Annotated in this window: 21 protein-coding genes and 1 pseudogene; 6 read left to right on the top strand and 16 right to left on the bottom strand. The window is 73.2% G+C overall.

What is annotated here, in order from left to right:
* The first annotated feature begins 62 nt into the window (after positions 1-62).
* Positions 63-1097 (top strand): MFS transporter, encoded by a 1035-nt coding sequence (locus ACLQ26_RS24655; RefSeq protein ID WP_425746689.1) that lies wholly within the window; start codon positions 63-65, stop codon positions 1095-1097.
* A gap of 55 nt (positions 1098-1152) precedes the next feature.
* Here ACLQ26_RS24655 and ACLQ26_RS24650 read toward each other — a convergent pair.
* Positions 1153-1518, bottom strand: a pseudogene (locus ACLQ26_RS24650) (hypothetical protein); the annotation flags it as partial.
* Positions 1519-1691: 173 nt separating this feature from the next.
* Between ACLQ26_RS24650 and ACLQ26_RS24645 the strand changes: the two are divergent.
* On the top strand, positions 1692-2516 hold the full coding sequence (locus ACLQ26_RS24645; RefSeq protein WP_425746688.1) for a DUF1963 domain-containing protein: 825 nt from the start codon (positions 1692-1694) through the stop codon (positions 2514-2516).
* 4 nt (positions 2517-2520) lie between these two features.
* Here ACLQ26_RS24645 and ACLQ26_RS24640 read toward each other — a convergent pair whose 3' ends face one another.
* The 4 genes from ACLQ26_RS24640 to ACLQ26_RS24625 form a co-directional block, all read right to left on the bottom strand.
* Complete coding sequence (locus ACLQ26_RS24640) at positions 2521-3078, bottom strand: recombinase family protein (RefSeq protein ID WP_425746687.1); 558 nt, start codon at positions 3076-3078, stop codon at positions 2521-2523.
* A gap of 272 nt (positions 3079-3350) precedes the next feature.
* Positions 3351-3935 carry a GNAT family N-acetyltransferase gene (locus tag ACLQ26_RS24635; protein WP_425746686.1) on the bottom strand — a complete coding sequence of 195 codons (585 nt, stop codon included), beginning with the start codon at positions 3933-3935 and terminating at the stop codon, positions 3351-3353.
* Positions 3936-3980: 45 nt separating this feature from the next.
* Entirely contained in the window at positions 3981-4487 is a 507-nt protein-coding gene (locus tag ACLQ26_RS24630; protein WP_425746685.1) for a DinB family protein, read from the bottom strand.
* The gene (locus ACLQ26_RS24625) at positions 4484-5515 is read right to left on the bottom strand and encodes an aldo/keto reductase (protein WP_425746684.1); all 1032 of its coding nucleotides are present in this window, start codon (positions 5513-5515) and stop codon (positions 4484-4486) included. Before ACLQ26_RS24625 ends, ACLQ26_RS24630 begins: the two co-directional genes overlap by 4 nt.
* Before the next feature lie 123 nt (positions 5516-5638).
* Between ACLQ26_RS24625 and ACLQ26_RS24620 the strand changes: the two genes are divergently transcribed.
* Positions 5639-7183: an ArnT family glycosyltransferase gene (locus tag ACLQ26_RS24620; protein ID WP_425746683.1), complete on the top strand. Its 1545-nt coding sequence runs from the start codon at positions 5639-5641 to the stop codon at positions 7181-7183.
* Positions 7184-7189: 6 nt separating this feature from the next.
* Here the strand turns inward: ACLQ26_RS24620 and ACLQ26_RS24615 are convergent, their stop codons facing one another.
* Entirely contained in the window at positions 7190-7675 is a 486-nt protein-coding gene (locus tag ACLQ26_RS24615; protein WP_425746682.1) for an RrF2 family transcriptional regulator, read from the bottom strand.
* A gap of 111 nt (positions 7676-7786) precedes the next feature.
* On the opposite strand from ACLQ26_RS24615, the gene ACLQ26_RS24610 reads away from it, so the two are divergent.
* A complete protein-coding gene (locus ACLQ26_RS24610) occupies positions 7787-8521 on the top strand; it encodes an SDR family oxidoreductase (RefSeq protein ID WP_425746681.1) in 735 nt (244 codons plus the stop codon).
* Between the two features lie 123 nt (positions 8522-8644).
* Here the strand turns inward: ACLQ26_RS24610 and ACLQ26_RS24605 are convergent, their stop codons facing one another.
* The gene (locus ACLQ26_RS24605; protein WP_425746680.1) at positions 8645-9439 is read right to left on the bottom strand and encodes a hypothetical protein; all 795 of its coding nucleotides are present in this window, start codon (positions 9437-9439) and stop codon (positions 8645-8647) included.
* 453 nt (positions 9440-9892) lie between these two features.
* Here ACLQ26_RS24605 and ACLQ26_RS24600 point away from each other — a divergent pair, with 453 nt between their 5' ends.
* Both ACLQ26_RS24600 and ACLQ26_RS24595 read left to right on the top strand, forming a co-directional pair.
* A complete protein-coding gene (locus ACLQ26_RS24600) occupies positions 9893-12697 on the top strand; it encodes a LuxR C-terminal-related transcriptional regulator (RefSeq protein ID WP_425746679.1) in 2805 nt (934 codons plus the stop codon).
* 201 nt (positions 12698-12898) lie between these two features.
* Entirely contained in the window at positions 12899-13411 is a 513-nt protein-coding gene (locus ACLQ26_RS24595; RefSeq protein WP_363685929.1) for a hypothetical protein, read from the top strand.
* Here the strand turns inward: ACLQ26_RS24595 and ACLQ26_RS24590 are convergent.
* The 9 genes from ACLQ26_RS24590 to ACLQ26_RS24550 are packed head-to-tail and all read right to left on the bottom strand — an operon-like array spanning position 13398 to position 23246.
* Positions 13398-13982 carry an NAD(P)H-dependent oxidoreductase gene (locus ACLQ26_RS24590; RefSeq protein WP_425746678.1) on the bottom strand — a complete coding sequence of 195 codons (585 nt, stop codon included), beginning with the start codon at positions 13980-13982 and terminating at the stop codon, positions 13398-13400. The genes ACLQ26_RS24595 and ACLQ26_RS24590 overlap by 14 nt on opposite strands.
* The gene (locus tag ACLQ26_RS24585) at positions 13979-15166 is read right to left on the bottom strand and encodes an LLM class flavin-dependent oxidoreductase (protein WP_425746677.1); all 1188 of its coding nucleotides are present in this window, start codon (positions 15164-15166) and stop codon (positions 13979-13981) included. Before ACLQ26_RS24585 ends, ACLQ26_RS24590 begins: the two co-directional genes overlap by 4 nt.
* Positions 15167-15170: 4 nt before the next feature.
* Complete coding sequence (locus ACLQ26_RS24580) at positions 15171-17951, bottom strand: cytochrome P450 (protein ID WP_425746676.1); 2781 nt, start codon at positions 17949-17951, stop codon at positions 15171-15173.
* Between the two features lie 3 nt (positions 17952-17954).
* Positions 17955-18713, bottom strand: coding sequence for a class II aldolase/adducin family protein (locus ACLQ26_RS24575; RefSeq protein ID WP_425746675.1), 759 nt, complete (start codon positions 18711-18713; stop codon positions 17955-17957).
* Positions 18706-19398 carry a 2-hydroxychromene-2-carboxylate isomerase gene (locus ACLQ26_RS24570; protein WP_425746674.1) on the bottom strand — a complete coding sequence of 231 codons (693 nt, stop codon included), beginning with the start codon at positions 19396-19398 and terminating at the stop codon, positions 18706-18708. The genes ACLQ26_RS24575 and ACLQ26_RS24570 overlap by 8 nt, the downstream gene beginning before the upstream one ends.
* Positions 19398-20306 (bottom strand): acyl-CoA thioesterase, encoded by a 909-nt coding sequence (locus tag ACLQ26_RS24565; protein WP_425746673.1) that lies wholly within the window; start codon positions 20304-20306, stop codon positions 19398-19400. The genes ACLQ26_RS24570 and ACLQ26_RS24565 overlap by 1 nt, the downstream gene beginning before the upstream one ends.
* On the bottom strand, positions 20303-21112 hold the full coding sequence (locus ACLQ26_RS24560; RefSeq protein WP_425746672.1) for an alpha/beta fold hydrolase: 810 nt from the start codon (positions 21110-21112) through the stop codon (positions 20303-20305). The genes ACLQ26_RS24565 and ACLQ26_RS24560 overlap by 4 nt, the downstream gene beginning before the upstream one ends.
* A complete protein-coding gene (locus ACLQ26_RS24555) occupies positions 21109-22137 on the bottom strand; it encodes a beta-ketoacyl synthase N-terminal-like domain-containing protein (protein WP_425746671.1) in 1029 nt (342 codons plus the stop codon). The genes ACLQ26_RS24560 and ACLQ26_RS24555 overlap by 4 nt, the downstream gene beginning before the upstream one ends.
* Positions 22134-23246 (bottom strand): beta-ketoacyl synthase N-terminal-like domain-containing protein, encoded by a 1113-nt coding sequence (locus ACLQ26_RS24550; protein ID WP_425746670.1) that lies wholly within the window; start codon positions 23244-23246, stop codon positions 22134-22136. Before ACLQ26_RS24550 ends, ACLQ26_RS24555 begins: the two co-directional genes overlap by 4 nt.
* Positions 23247-23248: the final 2 nt, after the last annotated feature.

Here is a 23248-nt window from a genome sequence, read left to right as displayed (position 1 = left end):
CTGGCCGTCCGCTACGAAGCCACCCTGACCATCGCCGCCATCAACCAGTACCTCCGAGCCTTATGAAACACGGGCTAATGGTCGCCTGCGAACTCGTCCAGGCCGCGGTCCTGCTGGTGATCGTGCTGACGCTGCCTCCGCTGCCGGTGCTGCTGGCCCTCGTCGCGATCCGCGCCACCGCCGCGCAGGTCTTCCAACCGGCGTCTCGGGCGGCGGTACCCGCGTTGTGCGCCGACCGTGACCTGGAGACCGCCAACTCCACAATCGGGTTCGGCTCCAACGCGGCGGAGGCGGCCGGCCCGCTCCTCGCCGCGGCCCTGTTCCCGCTGGTCGGAGTGCGTGGCCTGCTCCTCGTCGACGCGGTGTCGTTTCTCCTCTCGGCCGTGCTGCTGGCGACGCTGCCCTCCCTGCCGGCGGTGACCGGCAACGCGCGCCGGCCGTCCCTGCTGCGACAGGCCAGAGCGGGAATCGGCTATCTGTTGAGTGTTCCCACGGTACGGGTGATCTTCCTGGGCTTCACCGCGGTGGTCGCCTTCAACGGGGTCGACGACGTGGCGCTGCTGCTGTTGGCCCGCGACACCTTCACGGTGGGCAATTCCGCCGTCGGGCTGCTGCTGGGCGCGGTCGGCGTCGGACTTGTCGCCGGTTACGCCATCCTGTCCCGGTGGGGCACCCGGGCGTCGATGCCGCTGCTGCTGATCGTGGGCTTCGGGGTCAGCAGTGTCGGGAACCTGCTGACCGGGCTCGCCTGGGCCGTCGCCGCCGCGATCGCCCTACAGGGGGTCAGGGGGTTCGGATTGGCGGCCATGGACGTCGCCTCCAGCACCCTGCTGCAACGGACGGTTCCGGCGGGCCTGCTCGGGCGGGTCTTCGGGAACCTGTACGGCGCGATCGGTGTCGCCGCCGCGACGTCCTACCTGGCCGGTGGTCTGCTGCTCGACGCCACGTCCGCCCCGGTGACCCTTGTGGTCGCGGGTGTCGGCGGCCTGGTGGCCACCGGCATCGTCGCGCTGCGACTGCCCCGGGCGATGCGGCGCGTCGACGAGGATGGGGTGTTGGTAAGAACCACGACACCAGGGGCCAAAAAGATGATCTAGGTGTGAGGGCTGATCAGGCGGTGTCGTCGTCCTGGTGGTCGACGACGTCGCCGAGCGCCTGCCCGAGCCCTTCGTAACTGAACGCCGGTTCGTTCACCGCGGCAGAGAACACGTCCGGCACCGCGTCGACCAGTCCCGGCCACAACTCCTCGTCGTTCACGGCCGGGCTCATCGAAGATTCATGATCGAATCCCCGAAGAAAGGCGCCCGCAGGGGAGAACACGATCGACCAGGCGTCCCCGGAGCCGTTGTCCATCGACGCCAGCTCCTCGCCCTCCGACCAGGCCGACGTGAACGAGTAGTACCGAGACTCCTCTTCCGGGCTCAGGATCGCCTCCAGCACCGCCAACGCGCGACAGCGCTCCCGCAGAGTCGCGATATCCGGCAGGCTTCCAGCAACATCATGAGCGGTCACCGCCACATTCAACCCCACGCGCCCGGCCGTCCGGCTTGTCCCCAGGCACTACGGAAAGTGATGGAGAGGACGGGACTGGTGGGCGAATCCGTGACAGTTGAATACGCGGTCTCACCAGTAGACACCCGGGTCGCGGCGAGCCGCCATAGTGTCGGATAGCTCTGCCACTATGTCCTGTCATGGACTACCAGGATCGATTTCTGCGGGCCGCGACCGAGCAGGGTGTGCCGCGGGACGAGGCGGCCCGCTACGCCGAACTCGTCCTTCGATTCCGGATCAGGGCCGGCGCCGGGCCGGACGGGGTGCGCGCCGGACGATTCGGCGGGCTGCCGCACCTTCCGGCCGACATCGCCTGGCCGTGCATCCGGCCGGGGGTGCCGCTGCCGTACCTGGCGGCGGTCGACTGTGCGGCGCTCCCCCGGATCGCCGGGTTCGCCCTGCCGGCGGGCGGCTCGCTGCTTTTCTTTCTGTCGCCCGAGGCGGCCATGTCGTCGCGTTCGGTGCCGGAGGAGCAGCAGTTCGCCCGGGTCGTGCACGTGCCAGCCGGCACGGTGACGGCGCCGACCGGGCCGCCGGACGACGACTGCGACGACGAACCGCTGACCGGCCCGGAACACGACCTGTACGCGCGGGTCGAGCCGGACCTGCCGGACTGGCTCAATCAGTCCCCGGAGTTCCTGACCGACCTGGAGAAACAGTTGACCCGCGACATTCCGGGCATGGCACAGCTCAACGCGGTCGTCGACCGGCTCTGGCCGGGCCGGGTGCCGTGGATCGAGGACGACCTGCTGCTCGGCGGGTACTCGGTGTCGGCGCAGAACAGCCCCGAGTCGATCCTGGCCGACGACAGCTCCGAGGAGGCCGTGCTGCGCGGGTGGGTGGCGCTGGCCCAGTTCGCGGTGCCGCACGAGGAGTACGTGAACGGGCGGTTCCTGATCCGGCACCAGGACCTGGTCGCCGGGCGGTTCGACAAGGCGCTGTCGTTCTGTGAGTTCACCGAGTGAGCCGTCACGGCGTACCAGGAAGGGTGTCGAGCCAAGCGCGGACCGCGCGCGTCGAGCCGAGCAGGACCACCGGCGGTATCGCGGGGTCGGCCTGCCAGGGTGTGTAGGCGGGCGCGTTTGCGCGGCAGCGACCGTAACTGGACCAGCACGGTCGAGTCGCGGGACAGGGCTTCGCGCAGCGATTCGGTGTCGCCGTTGCCTCGAACTCGGCGATCATCGCCAAGGTGGTGAACAGCAGCTTGCCCATCGCGTCGGTCGGGTCGTGTATCGAGCCGCCGAGGTTGAGCTTGACCTGCCGGGCGGTCAGCTCCTTGGCGATGTCGTGTGCGTCGGTGACCGAACGGGCGAGCCGGTCCAGCTTCGTCACGACCAGCTGATCGCCGGCCCGGCACGCCGCGAGGGCCTCGCGCAGACCCGGCCGGGCCCGGTTGGTTCCGGTCAGGCCCTTGTCGACGTAAATCCGGTCAGTGCCAACACCGAGCTCGGTGAGCGCGGCCAACTGCGCGCTCAGGTCTTGCTCGTCAGTGGACACCCGGGCATAGCCGATCTTAAGGCCGTTCATGGCGTCACCGTACCGATTGGCCCCCGCTGACCGGGCACTTCACCGGGCGGGTCTTACGGGACTCGGCGACCAGGGACGGAACGGCCGAGTCCGCCAGCCTGGCGGTGCCCGGTGGACGATCCCCTAACGGGACACCAGCTCAACCACCACCGACCGCCCCGGGCGGCTCGTGAAGATCAACTACTTGGCCCCTGGTGTCGCCGTTCTTACCAACACCCCAGGATGACGCGACGCCGACGGCATCCGCGCCGACCACCGAGTAGATCGGGTGATCAGATCGGGCCGTCGGTGCGCAGCCGCGCGTGCAGGTGCATGTCGTGCCAGCCGTCGGCGTGGCGCACCGAACCCCGCACCACACCCTCCGGAGTGAAGCCCGAACGGGTGGCCACCCGGCACGACGCCGCGTTGCCGGTCGAGTGCTCCAGGGCCAGCCGGTGCCACCCCGCCGCGAAGCTCCACCGGGTCAGCGCCCCCAGCGCCGCGGCGGCGACCCCTGCGCCGCGCGCGGCGGGCAGCACCCAGTACGACACGTCCGCCGACGCCTCCACCAGCGACACCTGCCGCAGTCCCACCTGACCGACCGGCCGGTCGTCGGCGTCGACGATCGCCCAACTGGCGGCCGTCTCGGCACGCCAACGGCCGACCCACTGCGCCGTCCACGCCCTGGCCTCGGCGTCGTCGTCCAACCGGAGCGCGTGCCAGCGCTGGATCGCCGGACAGTCGAACGCCGCCCGCACGACCGGAGCGTCCCCGTCGTGCCACGGCCGCAGCGCCAGCCCGGGGCGTACCGCAAGGTGGGGTTGCTCTCGGCTGGCGAGACTCCCGGCGGGCAGGGCGGGCGTGACGAGCAGCGGCATCCCGTCATTCTGCTCGGCCGAGCGGCCCGGCGATGCCCGCCGGCCTCACTCGCCGGTCGGTCCGCCGGCGAGTTCGGCGACCACGTCGAGGTGGCCGAGGTGGCGGGCGTACTCCTGGACGAGGTGGAACAGCACCCGCTCCAGCGACGCCGGGTCGGCGCCGTTCCAGCGTGGGCCCGGCGCGCCGATCTCCGACAGGTCGTGCGCCGACACCACGGCTGTGGTGTGCGCGCCCTGCGCCCGAAGCGCCGCCACCAGGTCGGAGAGGGTCTCGACGGGAGCGACGTACCAGCGGTCGTCGCGGCGGTCACCCCACGGCTCGGCGACCGCCCGGCCCTGGAAACCCCACTCGATCCAGCGCAGCTCGACGTGACGCAGGTGCGTGAGCAACTCCAACGGGGTCCACCCGGACGGCAGACGGCTCTGTCGCAGCTCCGGCTCCGCCAGCGCCGACACCTTGGCCACCACGGACTCGCGGAAGTAGTCGAGGTAGCGCAGGAACACCTCGGAGCGGCTGCCGGCCGGGCTGGTGGGCTCGGGGAAGGGAATCATGACCCGGTCGGCAGGTCGCGGCCACGCTGGCGCACGCCGGCGCCGCCGTACGGGTAGTCGCCGACCAGCGGGGCGCTCGCCTCGTCCAGCAACCGCATCTGCTCGGCGTCGAGAACCAGGTCGCCGGCGGTCAGGTTGTCGTCGAGCTGCTCGGTGGTCCGCGCGCCGAGGATCACCGAGGTGACCGCCGGTCGGGCCGCCAGCCAGGCCAGCGACACCGCCGACATGGACACGCCACGGTCCCGGGCGATCTGGCCGACCGCGTCGAGCACCCGCCAGGTGCGCTCCTCGGCGTTGCGACCCGCGTACGCCTCCACGCCGCGCTCGGGGTTCTCGCCGAGCCGGGTGGCGCCGGTGGGCGTGCTGTCGCGCTGGTACTTGCCGGTCAGCCAGCCGCCGCCCAGCGGCGACCACGGCAGGATGCCGATGCCCTCGTTCTCGCAGACCGGCACCAGCTCGAACTCGATCTCCCGGGCCAGCAGGTTGTACTGCGGCTGGAGGGTCACGATCGGGGTGAGGTTGAGGTGCTGGGTGAGCAGGGCGGCCTTCTGCAACTGCCAACCGGTGAAGTTGCTGACCCCCGCGTAGCGGATCTTGCCGGCGCGCACGGCGTCGTCGAAGAAGCGCAGCGTCTCCGGCAGCGGGGTCAGCGGATCCCACGCGTGAGCCTGGTACAGGTCGACGGCCTCGACGCCGAGCCGCCGGAGGCTGGCGTCCAGGGCGCGCGTGAGGTGCACACGGGACAGGCCGGCGTCGTTCGCGCCCGGGCCCATCGGGAAGCGGCCCTTGGTGGCGATGACGAGGCGGTCCCGCAGGTCCGGACGTGCCCGCAGCCAGCGGCCCACGATCTGCTCGGAGACACCTGTGGAGTAGACGTCGGCGGTGTCGAGGAACGTGCCGCCGGCCTCGACGAACCGGTCCAGTTGGGCGAAGCTGCCGGCCTCGTCGGTCTCCGCGCCGAAGGTCATCGTGCCCAGACACAGGGTGGACACCACCGTGCCGGTGGCGCCCAGAGTGCGATATCGCATGTCGTCCTCTCGGTCCGAGTTACCAAACTGATCTTCGCACTCGCCCAGACCACCCGCATTCGGGACGGTGCCGAACGCCGGTACGGGCACCCACGCGGCGACGCCGCCGGTCATCATGGGCCCGTGAGCGAGCCCGCGACCGACATCGACCGGCCCATCCAGTCGCCGCCGTCGGCGGCGCCACCCGAGCCCGGCGGGCGTACGCGCGGCCCGTGGCTGGTGGCCGCGGCGACGAGCGTGACGCTGCTGCTGCTCGCCGGCCGGTACGGCTATCACCGCGACGAGCTCTACTTCCTGCTCTGCGGCCGGCACCTCGACTGGGGCTACGTCGACCAGGGCCCGCTCGTTCCGGCGCTGGCCCGGCTGCTCGACACGATCGCGCCGGGCAACCTGGTGGTGCTGCGTACGCCGTCGGCGCTGCTGGCCGGCGGCGCGGTGCTGCTGGTCGCCGCCATCGCCCGCGAGCTGGGCGCGGGCCGGGGCGCGCAGATTGTCGCGGCGGTGCTCGCCGCGCTGTCCGGCATCGTGCTCGCCAGTGGTCACCTGCTCAGCACCACGACCGTCGACCTGCTGGTCTGGCTCGGGGCGGCGTGGTGCGCGGTGCGGTTGCTGCGCACCGGGGACAACCGGTGGGCGCTCGCGCTCGGGCTGGTGCTCGGCGTGGGCATGCTCAACAAGCTGCTGCCCGCGCTGCTGGCCGTCGGTCTGCTGGCCGGGGTGCTGATCGCCGGGCCGCGTCGGCTGCTGCGCGAGAAGTGGGTGCTCGCCGCCGCCGGGATCGCCGTGCTGCTGGCCGCGCCGAACCTGATCTGGCAGGCCGCGCACGGCTTCCCACAGCTCGGCGTGGCCGCCTCTATCGCCGACGGCGACAGCTCCTACAGCGGTCGCCTCGACGCGTTCACCCTGCAGTTCCTCATCATCAGCCCGTACGCCGTGCCGATCTGGATCGCCGGTCTCGTCGCGCTGCTGCGCCGGCCGGCGTGGCGGGCGTACCGCGCGGTGGGTTGGGCCTGGGTGGTCGTGGTCGGCGTCGTCCTGGTCGCTGGCGGCAAGGGTTACTACGACGCGCCCCTGCTGCTCGTCCTCGTCGCGGCGGGCGCGGTGGTGACCGCCGCCTGGGCGTCGCGCGGCTCGGCGTGGCTGCGGCGGGCGGTGCTGGCGGCGGGCGCCGTGCTGTTCCTCCTGCCCAACGTCGTGCTGCTGCTGCCGGTGCTGCCGGCCGAACGGCTGCCCGCTTTCGTGGTCGACGTCAACTACGACGCCGGCGAGACCATCGGCTGGCCGGCGTTCGCCGACTCGGTCGCCGCCGTCCATCGTGGCCTGCCGGCGCAGGAGCGCGCGCGGGCGGTCATCCTCACCGGCAACTACGGGGAGGCCGGGGCGGTCGCCCGCTACGGGCCGGCCCGTGGGCTTCCCCGGGCGTACTCCGGGCACAACAGCATTGTCGACTTCGGCCGTCCGCCCGCCGACGCGGACGTGGCGATAGTCGTCGGCTGGGAGCGTCCCGACGCGCTGAACGCCTGGTTCGACGAGTGCGCGCTCGCCGGGCGGGTGGATCAGCGGGTCGAGGTGGACAACGACGAGAACGACGGTCCGATCTACGTCTGTCGGGGGCTGCGGCGTCCGTGGGCGCAGATCTGGGACACCGAGGTACGCCACACCGGCTGAGCGCGGTCAGCCGGCGCTGTCGCCGGTGAGCCACGCGCTGACCCCGGCCAGGGCCTCGGGGCCGGAGTCGACGCCGACGTCGCGGGCGAGGTCGGCGATCGTGACAGCGGCCAGGGCGGCACGCCACGCCTTCTCGGCGCTCGCCATGGCGCGGGCGATCGGGCAGGCGCGGGTGCAGGCCTCGGGTGGGCTGGCCAGCGGGCCGCGCTGGCGGATCTCGGTGCAGACGAAGGCGGGGCCCGGCCCGTCCACGGCGTGGACCACGTCGAGCAGGCTGATGCTCTCCGGAGCGCGGGTCAACGCGTACCCGCCCGCCTTGCCCTGCACGGAATGAATGAGCCCGGCGCGGGCAAGCGCCTGGAGCTGTTTGGCGAGGTAGCTGCCGGAGACGTCGTGCAGCTCCGCGAGCCGGGCGGCCGGGACGGGCCTGCTGCTGGCCGTGAGCACGACGCAGCAGTGCAGCGCCCACTCGACCCCGCCGGACATCTTCATCGCCTCACCCTAACCACCCCGATACCCGGATTCATTGTGTCCGAGTATAGTTCTCGGACATAGGAGGTCCGAGTTAAGTCGGACAAAACAGGCAGGAAAGGTGGAACGGACATGAAGATCGCCGTGCTGGGCGGGACCGGACTGATCGGGTCCCAGGTCGTCACGATTCTGAGGGCGGGCGGGCACGAGGCGGTTCCGCACTCGCAGTCGACGGGTGTCGACCTCCTCACCGGGCAGGGTCTGCCCGAGGCGCTCACGGGCGCCGACGTCGTCGTCAACCTGACCAACTCGCCGACCTTCGACGACGCCTCCCCCGCCTTCTTCCAGACGACAATGGACAACCTCGTGACTGCCGCCGAGCGGGCCGGCGTCGGCCACGCGGTGATCCTGTCCATCCTCGGCGTCGACCAGGTGCCCGACCTGGCCTACTACCGCGCCAAGGTGCTCCAGGAGGACATCCTCAAGGCCAGCGCGGTGCCGTACTCGATCGTCCGCGCCACGCAGTTCTTCGAGTTCATCGACGCGGTCCTCTCCTGGACCGCCGACGAGACCGGCGTCCGCCTGCCCCGCACCCCCGTACAACCGATGGCCGCGGCCGACGTGGCCCAGGCCGTCGCCGACGTCAGCGTGGGCGCACCCCTGCGGGGCGTCCGCAACGTCGCCGGCCCCGACGTGTTCGGACTCGACGAGCTGGGCCGGATCACCCTCGCCGCGCACGGCGACCCGCGCGCCGTCATTGCCGACGACAGCGCCGGCATGTTCGCGGCCGTTCCCGGTGACGTGCTGATCGCCAAGGAGGGCGCCGTGCTCGCGCCGACGTCCTACCGGCAGTGGCTGGCACGCTGACCCTGCACCCGCGGTGTTCCGGCGTACGCCCCCGCGCCGGAACACCGCGGACACCTCAGTGCCGCATGCGTCGACTCCTCGCCGGGCGGTCGACCGCCCCGGCCGGGACGCCGCATGCCTCGTTCACCGCTTCGGGCGGACCGGCCCGGGATGCGGGACGCTCAGATGCGAGCGGGGCGACCGGCGCGCGCCGGCCCGGCGCCGCGACAGGGAGCGGATCAGACCCGCGTGCACCCGCTGCTCGTCGCGCTTGGTGAGCCCGAGCTGATTGTGCAGCAGGTGGACCAGGTCGAACGTCATCGCGCTCTCGTAGTCGGGTGCGCGGCGAAACGCCTCCAGCAGGTGTGACCAGCAGGTCAGCGGGTGGCGTTCGGTCTGCAGCGCGGTGGCGATCCGCTGCCAGCGCGCGCTCGGCAGGGCCGCCGCGGCCTCGGTCGGAGCGAGCTCGCTGTCGCCGCGCAGGGCGGGGCAACTGCGTATGGCCGCCACCATCGCCAGGTCCACGGCGGCGCCGAGGCGGGCCTGCCGCCCCGGGGTCATCCCGATCAGGTCCACCGCCACGTCGACCAGCCGGGGATCGCGCGCCGGCGGAGCGGCGAGGTGCGGCAGGTGCACGGGCCCCTCGGCCCCGACCGCCAGGCAGAGCCCCGCCAGTCGGGCCGCCAGCAGTCGTGGCGCACTGCCGAGCAGGTGCAGACACACCACCCGTGGCGACTGTCGGGTGAATGACCAGGCGGACAGTTCACCGGTGGCCTGAAGGCCGTGCAGCAGCGGGCTGATGCCCCGGGTCAGGAACGCGTCGGCAACCGCCGCACGTGGCGGTAAAAGGCACTGAAATGCGTGCCATCGTTCCGACTCGTTGAGCATCACCTCGGCATCTGACGAATTGTCCAGATAGGATCGGTACTGAACGGTCATCCGAAGTCCCCCCAGAAGGCGTCGCACCGCCGGGGTCGACATTAAGCGACGGGGAACGATGCGACAGTAGGGGAAACCCCACATTGTCGTGAACTCAACGCAACCGCCAACGTGCGCTGTGTCAAGACTCAAGTCCGCTATTTCGGTTTTTGGGCATCAACATTTGCTCTCTTCGGCAATGCGAGCAACCGGTCCCGCGATCGCAGTTCTTGGCAAGCGGACCTAGAGTTGCACCTGCCGCTCGCCCGAGCGCCGGCAATTGGCGCCGGTATCGGGCACGCCGAGAGGCCCGAACGGGACAGATCCTGGGGGGTGGCAGTTGAAGCTGAGCCAACGCGCGCCGCGCCGTCGCGTCCGACCAGGCCGTCAGGCCGTCGCCGCACCGCACGACCCGCCGACCCGATGGCGTACGCCGACGGGCCGCACCGTACGGGTGTCCGTCGTGGAGAGCCGATGAACATCAGCGAGGAGGAGTTCGCCCCGCCACCGGCAGGCGACCCTCTCGACCCCCTGGTCGGGCGCAACTGCGCGCTCGACCTGTTCGACCGCGCCCTGTCCGGGGTCCGCGACGGCCAACCCGCCATGATCGAGTTCGTGGGTGACCCCGGCACCGGCAAGACCCGGCTGCTGCGCGAGGTCGCCGCACGAGCCCGACGAGCCGGGGTGCCGGTGCTCGCCGCGACCGGCCACGACGCCCAGCAGATCGGGCAGGTCCTCGCGGCGCTGACGGAGGAGCCCGCCACGGCGGCCCGCGCCGGCGGTCCGCTGCTGCTACTCCTGGACGACCTGCACGGCGCGTCGCCCGCGACGGCCACGCTGCTCGGTCGACTCGCGCAGGCGCCGCCCGCGGGTCTGCTGTGGGTCACCGCGTACCGGCCGCGGCAGATGCCGACCCGGGTGACCACCGCGCTCGCCGCCGGCATCCACCTGAGCCGCCGGGCGGTCACCCTGACACCGTTGGATCCCGCAAGCGTCGCCGCGCTGCTCGGGCTGGCGGAGGGACGCGCCGCCCAGCGGGTCCACGTGCTCTCCGGTGGTGTGCCCCGCTACGTTCTCGCCTACCGGCCGGGTGCCCTGGACGGCCCGGTCGCGGCCCTTCGTGGCCTGCCCGCCGAGCTGCCCGTCGATGTCACAGGCGCGGTCCAGCTCGACCTCGACGCGCTCACCGACGAGCAGCGGCAGATGCTGGAGGCCGTCGCGGTGTGCCCGGACGGGTTCGAGCCGGCGCTGGCCGCGGCTCTCGCCGATCGCGGCCCGGAGGTCACCAGCGACCTGCTCGACGCGCTGGTGGCCGTCGACCTGCTGCGGACCGACCCCACCGAGGCGTCGACCCTGCGTTTCCGCCACGAGGTGGACCGCACCGTGGTGTACCGCTCGCTGTCTCCCGGCCGGCGACGACGCCTGCACGCGACGGCGGCCCGCGTCCTGCGCGAACTCGGACATCCGGTCACCCGGTACGCCGAACACCTGTCGGCCAGCGGCCAGTGCGCCGAACCGGCGACCGCCGACGCGCTGATCGAGGCGGCGGAGAGCGGTCTCGTGCCCCGGCTCGACGCGATCCGGTGGTTGACAAACGTCCAGCGGCTGCTGCCCGCCGCCGAGGTCACCGAACCACGCCGTACGCGGCTGGAGTTCGCGATGGCCGACGCGCTTGTCGGTGCGGGTCAACTGCGCCAGGCCCGCACCCTGCTACAGGAACTCACCCGCCGTCCGCTCGCCGACTGCGACAAGCGGCTGCGGGCGGTGGCCGCACGGGCGCGGGTGGAACGGCTGCTGGGCCGGCCGTTCGACGCGTACGCGCTGCTGCTGCCGTACCGGGACGGGCGGGTGGAGCCGCACACTCACTTCCTGCTGACGGTCGAGGCCGCGATCGCCGGTGCCCTCTGCGCGGCGCCCGACGCGGCGGAGCACGCCCGGAGTCTGGGCCCGCTGGCCGAACGCACCGGCTCGGCGGTCTGCGCGACCACGGCGGCGGTGGTGCAGTCGTTCGTGGCCGCGTACACCGACTGTGGGATCCGGGTGTCCGAGACACTGGACCGGGCGTCGTCCGAGGTGGACGCGTTCGCCGACACCGACCTCGCCCGGCACCCGGACCTGCTGGCCCTGCTGGGCTGGGCGGAGTACTTCCACGAGCGGGAACGCTCCGCCCTGCACCACTTCGACCGTGCGCTGGACATCTGCTGCCGCGGGGGTCTCGTGGCGCTGACCCCCTGGCTGCTGGTGGGCCGTTGCGCGGTGACCGCCCGACTGGGCAGCCTGGACCGGGCCCGGGTCGAGGGTGAGGACGCCGAGGAGGTGGCCGTCGCCATGGGCATCGACCCGATGGTGGCGCTGGCGCGCGCGTACCGGGCCATCGCGGTGGCGTGGCGCAGCGGCCCGGCGGCGGCGCGCCACCTGGCCGACACCGCCGTGCTGGACGCCAGCACCCGCCGCGAGAACTGGTACGACGGGGCGAGTCAGCGCGTGTCGGTGCGTCTGCGCTTCCTCGCCGGCGACCGGGCCGGCTCGACGTCGACGTTGCTGCGCGCCTGCGGCGGCGATGGTCTCGACCAGGTCGAGGTGACCAACCGGGCCTGCTGGGCCTCGGCCCTGGCCGAGATGGCCCACAAGGCCGGCCGGTGCGACGAGGCCGCGCGCTGGTTGGCCGTGGCGGAGGGGTACGCCGAGCGGCTGGGGTTGCGCGGGCAGAGCGCGTTGACCCGGACCGCCCGCGCACGGCTGACCCTGGAGGCGGATCCGCGCTGTGCCGCGGAGCTGGCCGCCGCCGCGGCCGACGCCTTCGCGAGTCTGGGATGGAGGCTGGAGGAGGCGTCGGCGCGGTTGGTGCGCGCACGGGCCCTGTGCGACGCCCGGGAGTGGTCGGCGGCGGAGGTCGAACTCGCCGAGACCCGCCGCATCGCGGAGCTTGTCGACTCCCCGCCGCTGCGACGCTCGGTGGCCGGCGAGCAGAGCCGCGCGGCCGGGGCCGCGGGCCGCCTGCCGGCCGCGGCCGCCGGCGCGGGCGGGGAGCTGACCCTGACGCGGCGGGAGTGGGACATCGCCCGGCTGGTGGCCGCCGGTGCGAGCAACGCCGAGGCGGCGGACCAGGTGTACGTGACGGTCAAGACGGTCGAGGCCCACCTGACCCGGATCTTCCGCAAGACGGGGGTGTCGTCGCGGGCCGGCCTGGCCGCGTTGCTGGTGTCCCGGTCTGTCGATCCGCGATCCGCGACCGAGGATCGAGGGTCTGCGGCCCGGAGAGCCCGATTTGAGCGTTGATGCCCACAATAAAACGGAGATGAAGGATAGGCGTCCCGTGGCGAGTGTCGGATATCTCGCCTTCTGCCTGCGGGAATCTGATATCTTGTCTCCCACCACAGGTCAAACCCGACAGGGTTGACCGGGGGGCCGGAAGCCGCACTGGCTCGCCCGGAGATGCGCAGGAAAGGCATCGTCGTGAGTCAATACATCATCACCATCGTGCCCGTTGAGGACGACGGTGAGGAGATCACCGGCCCGGTGGCCCAGACCGTCGTGCGTCTGGAGACCGGCAACGGGCACCCGGTCGTACGGGAGCTCACCGTCCGCGCGCCGCAGAGCGCCGGCCTGACCGGCGAGCTGCCCTACGTCGACTTCGATGCCCTGCTGCGCGCCTTCATCCCCCCACAGGACCGGGACAGGAGCCGCGCCGAAGCCGCACCCCGTCCGGCCGTGACGGTCGGGCCGGTCCCCGCGACCACCGCCACCGAGACCGCACCGCGACCGCTGCCGCCCCGGCCCGCACGCCGGGCCGGCGAACCGGACCGGCTCAGCCGACTCAAGGCCGGTCGCGCGTACCGCCGGGCGCCCGACCCGGCGGACCTGGAGGCGGTCTACGAGCAGGTCGGCACGATCAGCGCCGTCGCCGAGCACTTCGACGTTCCGGTGCACACGGCACAGGGCTGGATCAGCCGGATGCGCCGCAAGCACGACACCGAGGTCAACGCCGGCTGACCCCGGGCTCGGCGCGCTCGCCGGGCACCCCGGCGAGCGCGTCCACCACCGCCGGCGCCGCCCGGTCCAGCCAGCGCTCGATGCCTACCTCCGCCGTGTCGAACTCGCGCTCCAGCACACACAGGCCGGCCGCGGGCACGTATGCGCCCACCTCGGCCAGCAGCGCGCCCAGGTAGGTGTCGACGACGTGCCGGTGACCGGACCGGGCGGCGGTCATCACCGGCACCGCCACCACCCCGGTGAGCGCACCCCGGGGCAGCACGTCGACGAAGAGCTTCAGCAGGCCGCTGTACGCCGCCTTGAACGTGGGGCTGGCCACCAGCAGCAGCCCCGGCCGGCGTACCGCCTCCAGCACCTCGTCGAGCGTCTCCGGCCGGCTGCCCTGACCGACCAGCTCGGCCGTCAGCTCGGCCAGGTCGACCACCGTCGGCGCTCCGACCGGGGTCGGGCAGTGGGTCAGTCGGGAGTGCAGGGCGGCCGCGGTGGCAAGCGCGACAGTCCGCGTACGGGAATGGGGTTTCGGGTTGCCGATCAGCGTGGTCATCGGCAGCTCCGCGACGGGCCGGCTCATCGGCCCACCGCCAGCTCCGGGGTCCGTCGGGACCCGGCGTCCGCGTCGGTCCCTGCTCCCGCGTCGGTCGGGGTGTGCGCGTCGGTCGCGGGGTCGAGGAGACCGTCGTGGCGCAGCAGCGGCAACACTCCCTCGCCGAACCAGTACGCCTCCTCCAGGTGCGGCTGCCCGGACAGGATCAGATGGTCCACCCCGGCGGCGTGGTACTCGGCGATCCGTTCGGCGACCTCCTCGTGGCTGCCCACAAGCGCCGCACCGGCACCGGGGCGGATCAGGGAGTAGCCCGCCCAGACGTTCGGGTACACCTCCATCCGGTCGTTGCCGTCGGCGTGCAGCGCCGCCGCCCGCCGCTGGCCCTCCGAGTCGGTGCGAGCGAAGCGCTGCCGAGCGGCGGCGATCCGCGCCTGGTCGACGCCGGCCAGGAGCCGGTCCGCCTCCGCCCACGCCTCCCGCGCGGTGTCCCTGGTGATCACGTGGAGTCGACTTCCGGTGCGCAGTGTGCGGCCGACCTCCGCCGCCTGGTCGCGTGCGCGACCCAGCAGCTCGCCGAGCTGGGCCGGCGTCTCACCCCAGGCCAGATAGACGTCCGCGTGCCGGGCGGCCGCCCGCTGCGCCGCCGGCGAGGACCCGCCCAGGAACACGGCCGGAGCGGTGGCCGGCGGCCGGGCCAGCAGAGCGGCCTTCACCCGGTAGTGCTCACCGCTGTGGTCGACCGGCTGGCCGGCCCACAGTCCACCGAGCACGGTGAGGAACTCCTCCGCGCGGGCGTAGCGGGCGTCGTGGTCCAGCCAGTCGCCGTAGCGGCGCTGCTCGTCCGGGTCGCTGCCGGCGACGATGTTGAGCAGCACCCGGCCCGCCGAGACACGTTGCAGGGACGCGGCCATCTGCGCGACGAGCGTGGGCGAGGCGAGGCCCGGCCGTAACGCGATCATGAATTTCAGTCGTTCGGTCTGCGCGGCCAGCGCGGACGCCACCACCCACGGGTCCTCGCAGAACAGCCCGGCGGGCGTGAGCACGCTGGCGAAACCCAACCGGTCGGCGGCGCGCGCCACCTGCGCCAGGTAGCCGATGTCCGGCGGACGGCGGGTGATGCGCGACGGCCGGGCGCCGCGACCACGGGCGGGCTCGGCCAGGTCACGGCCGTCGCCGTGCGTCGGCAGGAACCAGTGCAGGTCCAGTGGCATGGGGTCACTCCCCTTCCGGCGCGACGTCGAAGCGCGCGGGCATCGCGGTGACGGCGTTCATGAAGTTGGTCCGCATCCGGCGTACCGGCCCGGTCAGTCGGAGCCGGGCCAGGTGCGGACGGATCGCGGTGAGGAAGGCCGACATCTCCAGCCGGGCCAGGTGCGCGCCCAGGCAGAAGTGCGGGCCGATACCGAATGCCAGGTGCGGGTTGGGATCGCGGGCGAGGTCCAGCCGGTCGGGGTCGGTGAACGCGGCCGGGTCCCGGTTGGCCGAGGCGTAGTAGATGACGACCTTGTCCCCGGCGGCGATGCGGGTGCCGTCGAGGACTGTGTCGCGGGTGGCGGTGCGCCGGAACTGCATGATCGGTGTGACCCAGCGCAGCAGCTCCTCGACGGCGCTCGCGGTCAGGTCGGGTTCGGCGATCAGCCGGTCCCGCTGCTCGGGGTGCTCCAGCAACGCCTGCACCCCGTTGGAGATCAGGTGCCGGGTGGTCTCGTTGCCGGCGATGACAAGCAGCAGCCACAACTGGCACAGCTGCGCGTCGGTCAGGCCCCGACCGTCGGCCTCGGCGTGCACGAGGAGGCTGAGCAGGTCGTCGGTGGGCGCGGCCCGTCGCTGGGCCGCCAGCTCCCGGACGTAGGAGAAGGCCGCCGCGAAGGTGTCCCGGTAGCGCTGCACGCTGCCGCCGCCGTAGCGTGGATCGTCGAACCCGACCAGGTTGTTGCTCCAGTCGAACAGCAACCGGCGGTCCTCCCGTGGCACACCGAGCAGGTCGGTGAGGACGAGCAGCGGCAGCTCGGCCGCGAGGTCCGCCACCACGTCGATGTCGCGCGCGGCCACCGCCCGGGAGACCACCTCCTCGGCGTGCCGCGTCACCAGCTCACCGAGGCGGCCCACCGCACGGGGCGTGAACGCCCCCGCCACCAGCCGCCGCACCCAGGCGTGCTCCGGAGCGTCCATATTGATCAGCAGCTGCCGGTTGCGGTGCAGGTCCTCAGGTGTCCGGGGGTCGGCGAGGAACGCCCCGCCGGCCGCCGACGAGAACGTCGCCGGATCACGGGACACCTCGGACACCGCCGCGTGGCGGGTGACGGCCCAGAAACCCCGGCCCCGGGACCGCACCGACCGGTCCTGGTCGGTGCGGGTCAGCTCGACCTCCTCGACCCAGGCCACCGGCGCCTCCCGTCGGCGGCGGGCGAACTCGTCGTGCGGCACACCGGTCAGGTAGCTCGCCGGGTCCGCGAGCAGACCCGGCGACACCACGGCCGGCCGGTAGCGGTCCCGCAACGCCCCCCGGGGCAGCTTGCCGGTGGGCTCGCGGGGGATCCGGTCGACCACCTCGTACGAGCGCGGCACCTTGAAACCGGCCAGACTGGTGCGGCAGTGCACGTCGAGGACCTGCTCGACGCCCTCGGCCGGCCACGCCGGGTCGAGCTGCACCACCGCCCGAACCTGCTCGCCGAACTCCTCGTCCGGCACCCCGATGACCACACTGTCCTGCACGGCGGGGTGCGTCGACAGCACCGCCTCCACCTCGGCGGGATAGACGTTCACGCCGCCGGTGACGATCAGCTCCGCCGAGCGGCCGGTGAGGAACAGGTAGCCGTCGGCGTCCAGGTGGCCCAGGTCACCGACGGTGAACGTGTCCGGGGCGACGTGCGCCTGCTCGGTCTGCTCCGGGGCGTTGTGGTAGTGGAAACCCCGGCCCGGGGGCCGCCGCACGGCCACCCGGCCCTCCTGCCCGGCGGGCACCGGCCGGCCCTCGTCGTCGACCACCACCACCTCGGTCGGCGGCGCCGGCCGGCCCACAGTGCCCGGTCGGGCCAGCCAGGTGTGCGAGTCGGCGAGGGTGACGATGCCGGCCTCCGTCGCGGCGTAGTACTCCACGAACACCGGCCCCCACCAGTCGATCATCGCCCGCTTGGTCTCCGGCGGACAGGGGCCTCCGCCGTGCCAGATCCGGGCCAGGCTCGCGCCGGAGAACGCCGCCCGGGTCGCCGCGTCGACCCGGAGCAGGCGGATGAACTGGGTGGGCACCAGATGACTGATCGTGATTTTCTCCTCGTCGATCACCCGCAGCACCTCGGCCGGGTCGAACCCGCGTCGCAGCACCAGCCCACAGCCGCGCAGCAGCGGAAACTGGGCGAAGAACAACTGCGCCGAGTGGTACCACGGACCGACAAGCAGCGCCTGGCCCTGCGTCGGGATGCCCAACCCGCCGCCGAGCGCCTCGGTGGTGGCCGCCACCCGGTCGATCGGGGCGCCCACCTTGAGCAGCGGGTTGACCACGCCCTTGGGGCGTCCGCTGGTGCCCGAGGTGTAGAGCAGCACGCCACCGGAGAGCGCCGCGACGGGTGGGCCCACCGGCAGGTCGTCCACAGCCGTGCACCCGTCCCCGCCGTCGACGCTCACCAGCAGGTCGGGGCCGTCCGGCGTACGCGCCACCGCGTCGCGCACCGTCGGCGCGTACGCCGCCTCGGTGAGCACCGCCCGGGCGCCGCAGTCGGTCAGGATGTGGGCGATCTCCGGCGCGGTGAGGTGCCAGTTGACGGGCACCGCCACCAGTCCCGCGTGCACGCAGGCGAGCAGCGCCTCGAAGGTCTCGTGCCGGTTGCCGAGAACGAACGCCACCCGGTCACCGACGTCCAGGCCGGCCCCGCGCAGCACCCCGATCCACCGGTCCACCGACCGGTCCAGCTCCGCCCACGTCCGGGTGGTCCGCTCGTCGGTCAGCGCGACGTCGCCGGCCCGGTCCCGGACCATGGTCTTCAGCAGCTCGGCCACTCGTCACTCCTGTCTGGGCGTCGTGCCGTGCGTGAGGTCGGGGCTGACGGCCAGGACGTGCTCCGCGACCGGCCGGAAGTTCAGGCGGGCGATCTGCGCGGTGCCGATGTCCGCCCGCGCTGCCCGGGCCGCGTCGGCGGGGATCACCACCAGCTCGCCGGCCGCCTGGGCGAGCATCTGCACCTGGCAGCAGCGGTCCATCGCCAGGAACCACCACGCCGCCTCGGCCACCGAGCCACCGACCGTGAGCAGCCCGTGGTTGCGCAGGACGACTGCCTTGCCGGTGCCCAGAGTCGCCGCGATACGGTCACCCTCCGCGCCGTCGAGGACGACACCGCCGTACTCGTCGTGGACCTCGTGGTCCTCGAAGAAGGCGCACGCGTCCTGGGTGATCGGCGCGAGCGGCCGGCCGAGGGCCGAGAACGCCCGACCGTGGATCGAGTGGGTGTGCGCGGCGGCCACCACATCCGGTCGGGCCTTGTGGATGGCCGAGTGGATGGCGTACCCGGCCGGGTTGATCCGGCCCGAGCCGTCGACCACGTCACCTGTGTGGTCGACGCGCAGCAGGTCGTCGTCGCGCACGTGGGCGAAGTGCCTGCCGAACGGGTTGATCCAGAAGGTGTCCGGATCGATCGGATCCCGGGCGGTGACGTGCCCGCCCGCGCCCTCGTCGAACCCCGCGAGGGCGAACGCGCGCAGCGTGAGCACCAACTGCCGGCGGCGGTGGACGCGTTCCTGTTCCGGGTTGCGTCGCTCAGCCACAGCCGCCTCCGGTGTCGGTGTCGTACCCGCCCACTCCCGCCGGCACCGCCGGAGGCGCGACAGACGTCCCGGTCCGCTCGGCGTACGCGGCGAGGAAGTCGTCGACCCGGTCCACGCCCCAGAACCGGTGCGGGCCCAGCCGCAGGTAGGGGATGCCGAAGATGTCCTCCTCGTACGCCCGCAGCAGGCAGTTCGCACCGGCCGCCCGGACGGCCTCGTCGTCCACCGCGCCGAGCACCACCGCCGGGTCCACGGCGGCCCGCTCGGCCACCTCGGAGATCACTTCAGGTGTGCAGACGTCCTCGCCGCGCTGCCAGCGGGCGGCGATCACCTCCCGGTAGAACGCCTCCCCCGCGCCCTGTTCCCGGGCGGCCAACCAGCCCAGGTGCGGGACCTCCCACCACGGGTCGATGTCGATCGGCCAGCGCATCGACAGTCCCAGCCGTTGGGCCTGCCGCTTGGCGTCCTGGAGCAGGTACAGGTGCTTCGGCTTGCTCATCTGCACGTAGTGGAAGGTGCCGCCGCGGGCGGTCAACGCCGCCTCGGTCCGCGCGTCCGGATCCCAGTAGGGGATGAACTCCAGCGCCTCCTGCGGCCGGCCCAACGCCCGGGTCAGCCGCTCCACCGCCAGCCAGCTGTACGGGCTGCGGAAGGAGAAGTACAGGCGGGGCTGCTTGGCGGCCATCACCGCCGCCCGCCGGTCAGTGCCGCCACGGTGTCCTCGTCGAGGGTGGCGAGCCGGCCCGCCTCGGGGCCGCGGCTCACGGCGTACCCGTGCAGGATGCTTGCAGTCGCCACCCGGACCAGGCGGCCGTCGCGGACGACGTGGCAGTCCATCCGGGCGTCGTACGTGACGTCCTTGAGCACGTCGGTGACGGTGAAGCTGACCCACATCTGCTCGTCGAGGTGGGCGTCGCCGAGCACCTCGATCCGGGCGCGGGAGACCACCGGAATCCACCCCCGCTCGCGCAGCATCCGGCCCACCGACACTCCCCGGTCGGCGAGGTAACGGTCCACCACCTCCTCCAGCAGCCGGACGTACCCGGAGTGCTGCATCCGCTGCGAGTACTGGCAGTAGAAGTAGGGCACCCGCCACGGCCACACGAAGCCCGCGCCGGCTGCGCGCAACGTGTCGGCCGGGTCGACGCCGGCGGGGGCGCCCGGCTCGCCGACGGCCGGCTCCTCCGCGAGGCCGGCCAGCTCCGCCGGCAGCGGCGCCGCCTGCGGTACGTCCGCCTCCCGCACCAGGGCCACCCGCACCCGGGCCCGGCACACGGTGACGTCGGCGTCGCGGCGCACACCCATCCGCACCGCGAATCGACCGTTGGCGGCGGGGGTCGTCACCACAGTCGCGGTGTCGTCGACGTCGAGGACGGCGGGCAGCAGCAGCGAACAGTCCCGGATCGACAGTCCCACCCCGTGCTCGTGGTAGAGCCGCCCGGGGCCGTGGCCCCGCTCCCGGAACCACTGCAGCACACCCTGCTCCACCAGGTACGCGAAGTGTTTGAACCCGATCCAGGTGCGGATGTTCGCGCCCTCGAACCCGGGTCGGGCGGACAGCGTCACCGATGCGTTCTCAACCGCCGTGGTCACGGCGTACCTCCTCGGATCGCGGGGTCGGGGCAGACCTTCTCGACGAAGCCCGCGACGTGTCGGGCCACCTCGGCCGCCCGGTCGAGATGACAGAAGTGGTGGAACTCCGGCTCCACGACGACGTGCGCGTCGGGCAGTTCGGCGCGCAGCGCGCCGACGCGCGGACCGTCGAGGCCGGGGTCGCGGCCACCGGTGAGCACCATGGTCGGCACGGTCACCGCGTGCAGCGGCAGGCCGGCGGTCGCGGTGAAGTGGTCGAACAGCGTGGTGAAGCCCACCGGGCCGATCCGGTCCACCATGATGTCGCGCATCGCGGCCAGGGTCTCCGGGTCCAGGTCGGCCAGGCGGGGGCCGAGACGGTGGCGCAGCCCCTCGTCGATGATCTGCACGAAGTTGGCCTGCGCCCGCTCGTGCACCGCCCAGGTGATCGACAGGTCGGGCGGGCAGTAGAACGGCGCGATCAGCATCGCCCCGCGCGGCGCGACGTCCGGTTCGGTGGCGAGCATCTCCAGCACCGCGTTCGCGCCGAGCGAGTGGCCGACCACGACGTCCGGCGGAGTGGCCAGGGCGCGGACGGCGGCGGCGAGCCAGGCGCCCGGGGTGCCCCGACGACGCCAGCGGTGGTCGGTGCCGGCCTTCCACGGCAGCTCGGCCGCGAGCAGCCGCCAGCCGCTGGGCAGCCGCTGCGCCAGGGGCCGCCAACTGCGCCAGGTGTCGGACATGCCGTGCGCGAGCAGCACTGTCGGCGTTGCGGTGTCCGGTCCGGCGAGCCGGTGCACGGTGACCGGGGGTGGTGTGCCGCTCATCGCCGCGCCGCCCGGACGTCGAGTTCGCGGATGCCGTCGACGGGGTCGCCGCAGCGGACCGTGACGGTCGGGGTGGCGTCGACCAGGCGTACGGCCAGCGCCGTGTGCACGACCCCCGCGGCGCCGTAGTGGTCACCCGCCACGGCGGCCGCGTCGACAAGGAGGCCGGGTGGCGTGCCGTCGACGGGTACGCCCGCCCGGACCGGCCCCAGCAGGGCAAGCGGGTGCGGCGCGGCGTCGGCCCGGCCCAGCAGCAGGCAGGCCGCCCCGGCGCGCAGCGGCACACCGTCGGTGACGCCGTCGCGGGCCGCGTGCAGGGCCTGGGCCTGCGGATCGTCCGGTTCGGTGCCGACCACTACCACCCGGTCGGCACGGCCGGTACGCAGCAGCAGGCAGGCCAGCCAGATCGCGTCCAGGCCGGCGGTGGCCCCGGAGCAGACGGTGAGGTTGGGGCCCCCGAAGCGGAACCAGATCGCGATCGCGCCGGCGATGACGTTGCTGGACGCGTTCGGCGCCTCCAACGGGCCGACCTCGCGCGGGCCGCCCTCGCGCAGCCGGCGGGCGATGTCGCCGACGGTGGCGACGTTGCCCAGGTTGGAGCTGACCACCACCGCGGTACGCGGATCCGCCGGCCCGTTCGGGCGGGGCGCCTTCGGCGCGAGGCCCAGCGCCCGGTGCACGGCGCAGAGGGCGAGCCGGGTCGCCGGCTCCTTGGCCAGCAGACCCTTGCGGCCGAGCAGGTCGGCGGCGCGCTCGGGCGGGCAGGCGGGCTCCTCGTCGACGGCCCACATCCCGGTGACATCGGCCGGCAGGTCGACACCCGGCAGGTGCAGTGCCGCCGCGAGTACGGCGGCCACCGGGCGATCCGGGTGGGCCCCGGCTGTGCGGCCCGGATCGGCGGCGGCGGGGTTGTCCGTCGTGGACCGCCCCGGGCGGGTCACCTGACCCGGCCGGCGCGACGCGGCCGGCGGCACGGTGCGGTCCGGTGTCGGCGCGAGGTGCCCGACCTGGACGTGGCCGGTCATCGCAGCGCCTCCAGGAGGGTGACGGCGTTGAGACCGCCGAAGCCGAACGCGTCCACCTGCGCCACCCGCACGTCGGCCCGCACCGCCGCGTCGCGGACCAGCCGCAGCGAGGCAGCTTCGAGGGCCGGCCGGGTCAGCCCGACCACTGGCGGCACCCGGCCGGTGCGCAGGACCTCCACGGCGACGGCGACGCTGAGCAGCGCCGACCCTCCGGACGTGTGGCCGACGGCGCCCTTCAGGGCGGTGACCAGGGGGCCGGGTGCACAACCGGCGAACACCTGCGCGATGACGCGCGCCTCGGTCTCGTCGTTGAGCATCGTGCCGGTGCCGTGCGCCAGCACCAGGTCGACCTGGTCGGGCCGACGCTCGGCGCGGCGGTGGGCGTCGTGGACCGCCCGCAGAATGCCCGCCGGGTCGGGCGCCGTCTCGTGCCCGGCGTCGCAGGACAGCCCGGTGGCCAGCAGCCGGGCCAGGCCGTCGGGTCGTTCCGGCTCGACGACCAGCACCGCCGCGCCGTCGCCGAGCAGGACGCCGGCCCGGTCGGCGTCGAAGGGCTGCACCCGGCTGGTCGGGTGGCCGGCCACCCGACCGATCATCGCCAGCATGGAGGCGCTGCTGCCGTCGGTACCGCCGACCAGCACGGCGTCCGCCTCGCCGGTCTCCACCAGGTCCTGCGCCAGGGCGAGGGCGGAACCGCCGGCGCTGCACGCGTTGGCCAGGGTGACCACCCGCTGCACGCCGGGCGCCGCGTCGGCGACGGCGTCGGCGAAGTGCAGCCGCTCGGTGGGAAAGTCGACCGAGCCGGCGAGGGCCGCCCGTTCCACCTCGGCCGACTCGCGCAGCCCGGTGCCGACGAGACTCACCACCCGCTGGCGATGGGGGTCGAGGCCGGCGGCGGCGAGGGCCTCGGCGACGCAGTCGGTCAGCCAGCGGCTCGGGCCGAACGGCAGGTCGTCGTCGATCGGGTAGCCATAGTCGACGCCCACCCGGGCCGGGTCCGAGCGCCGCAACCCGGCGGCGCCGCACGCGCCCCGCAGCAGCGCCGCGACGGTGGCCGGGCCGTCGCCGAAGCAGGTACGCACGGCGGTGGCGGTGATGGTCGCGGACATGT

Source organism: Micromonospora sp. DT43 (genome assembly GCF_049841645.1).
GTDB lineage: Bacteria > Actinomycetota > Actinomycetes > Mycobacteriales > Micromonosporaceae > Micromonospora.
This window is presented reverse-complemented; position numbering and strand designations above follow the sequence as displayed.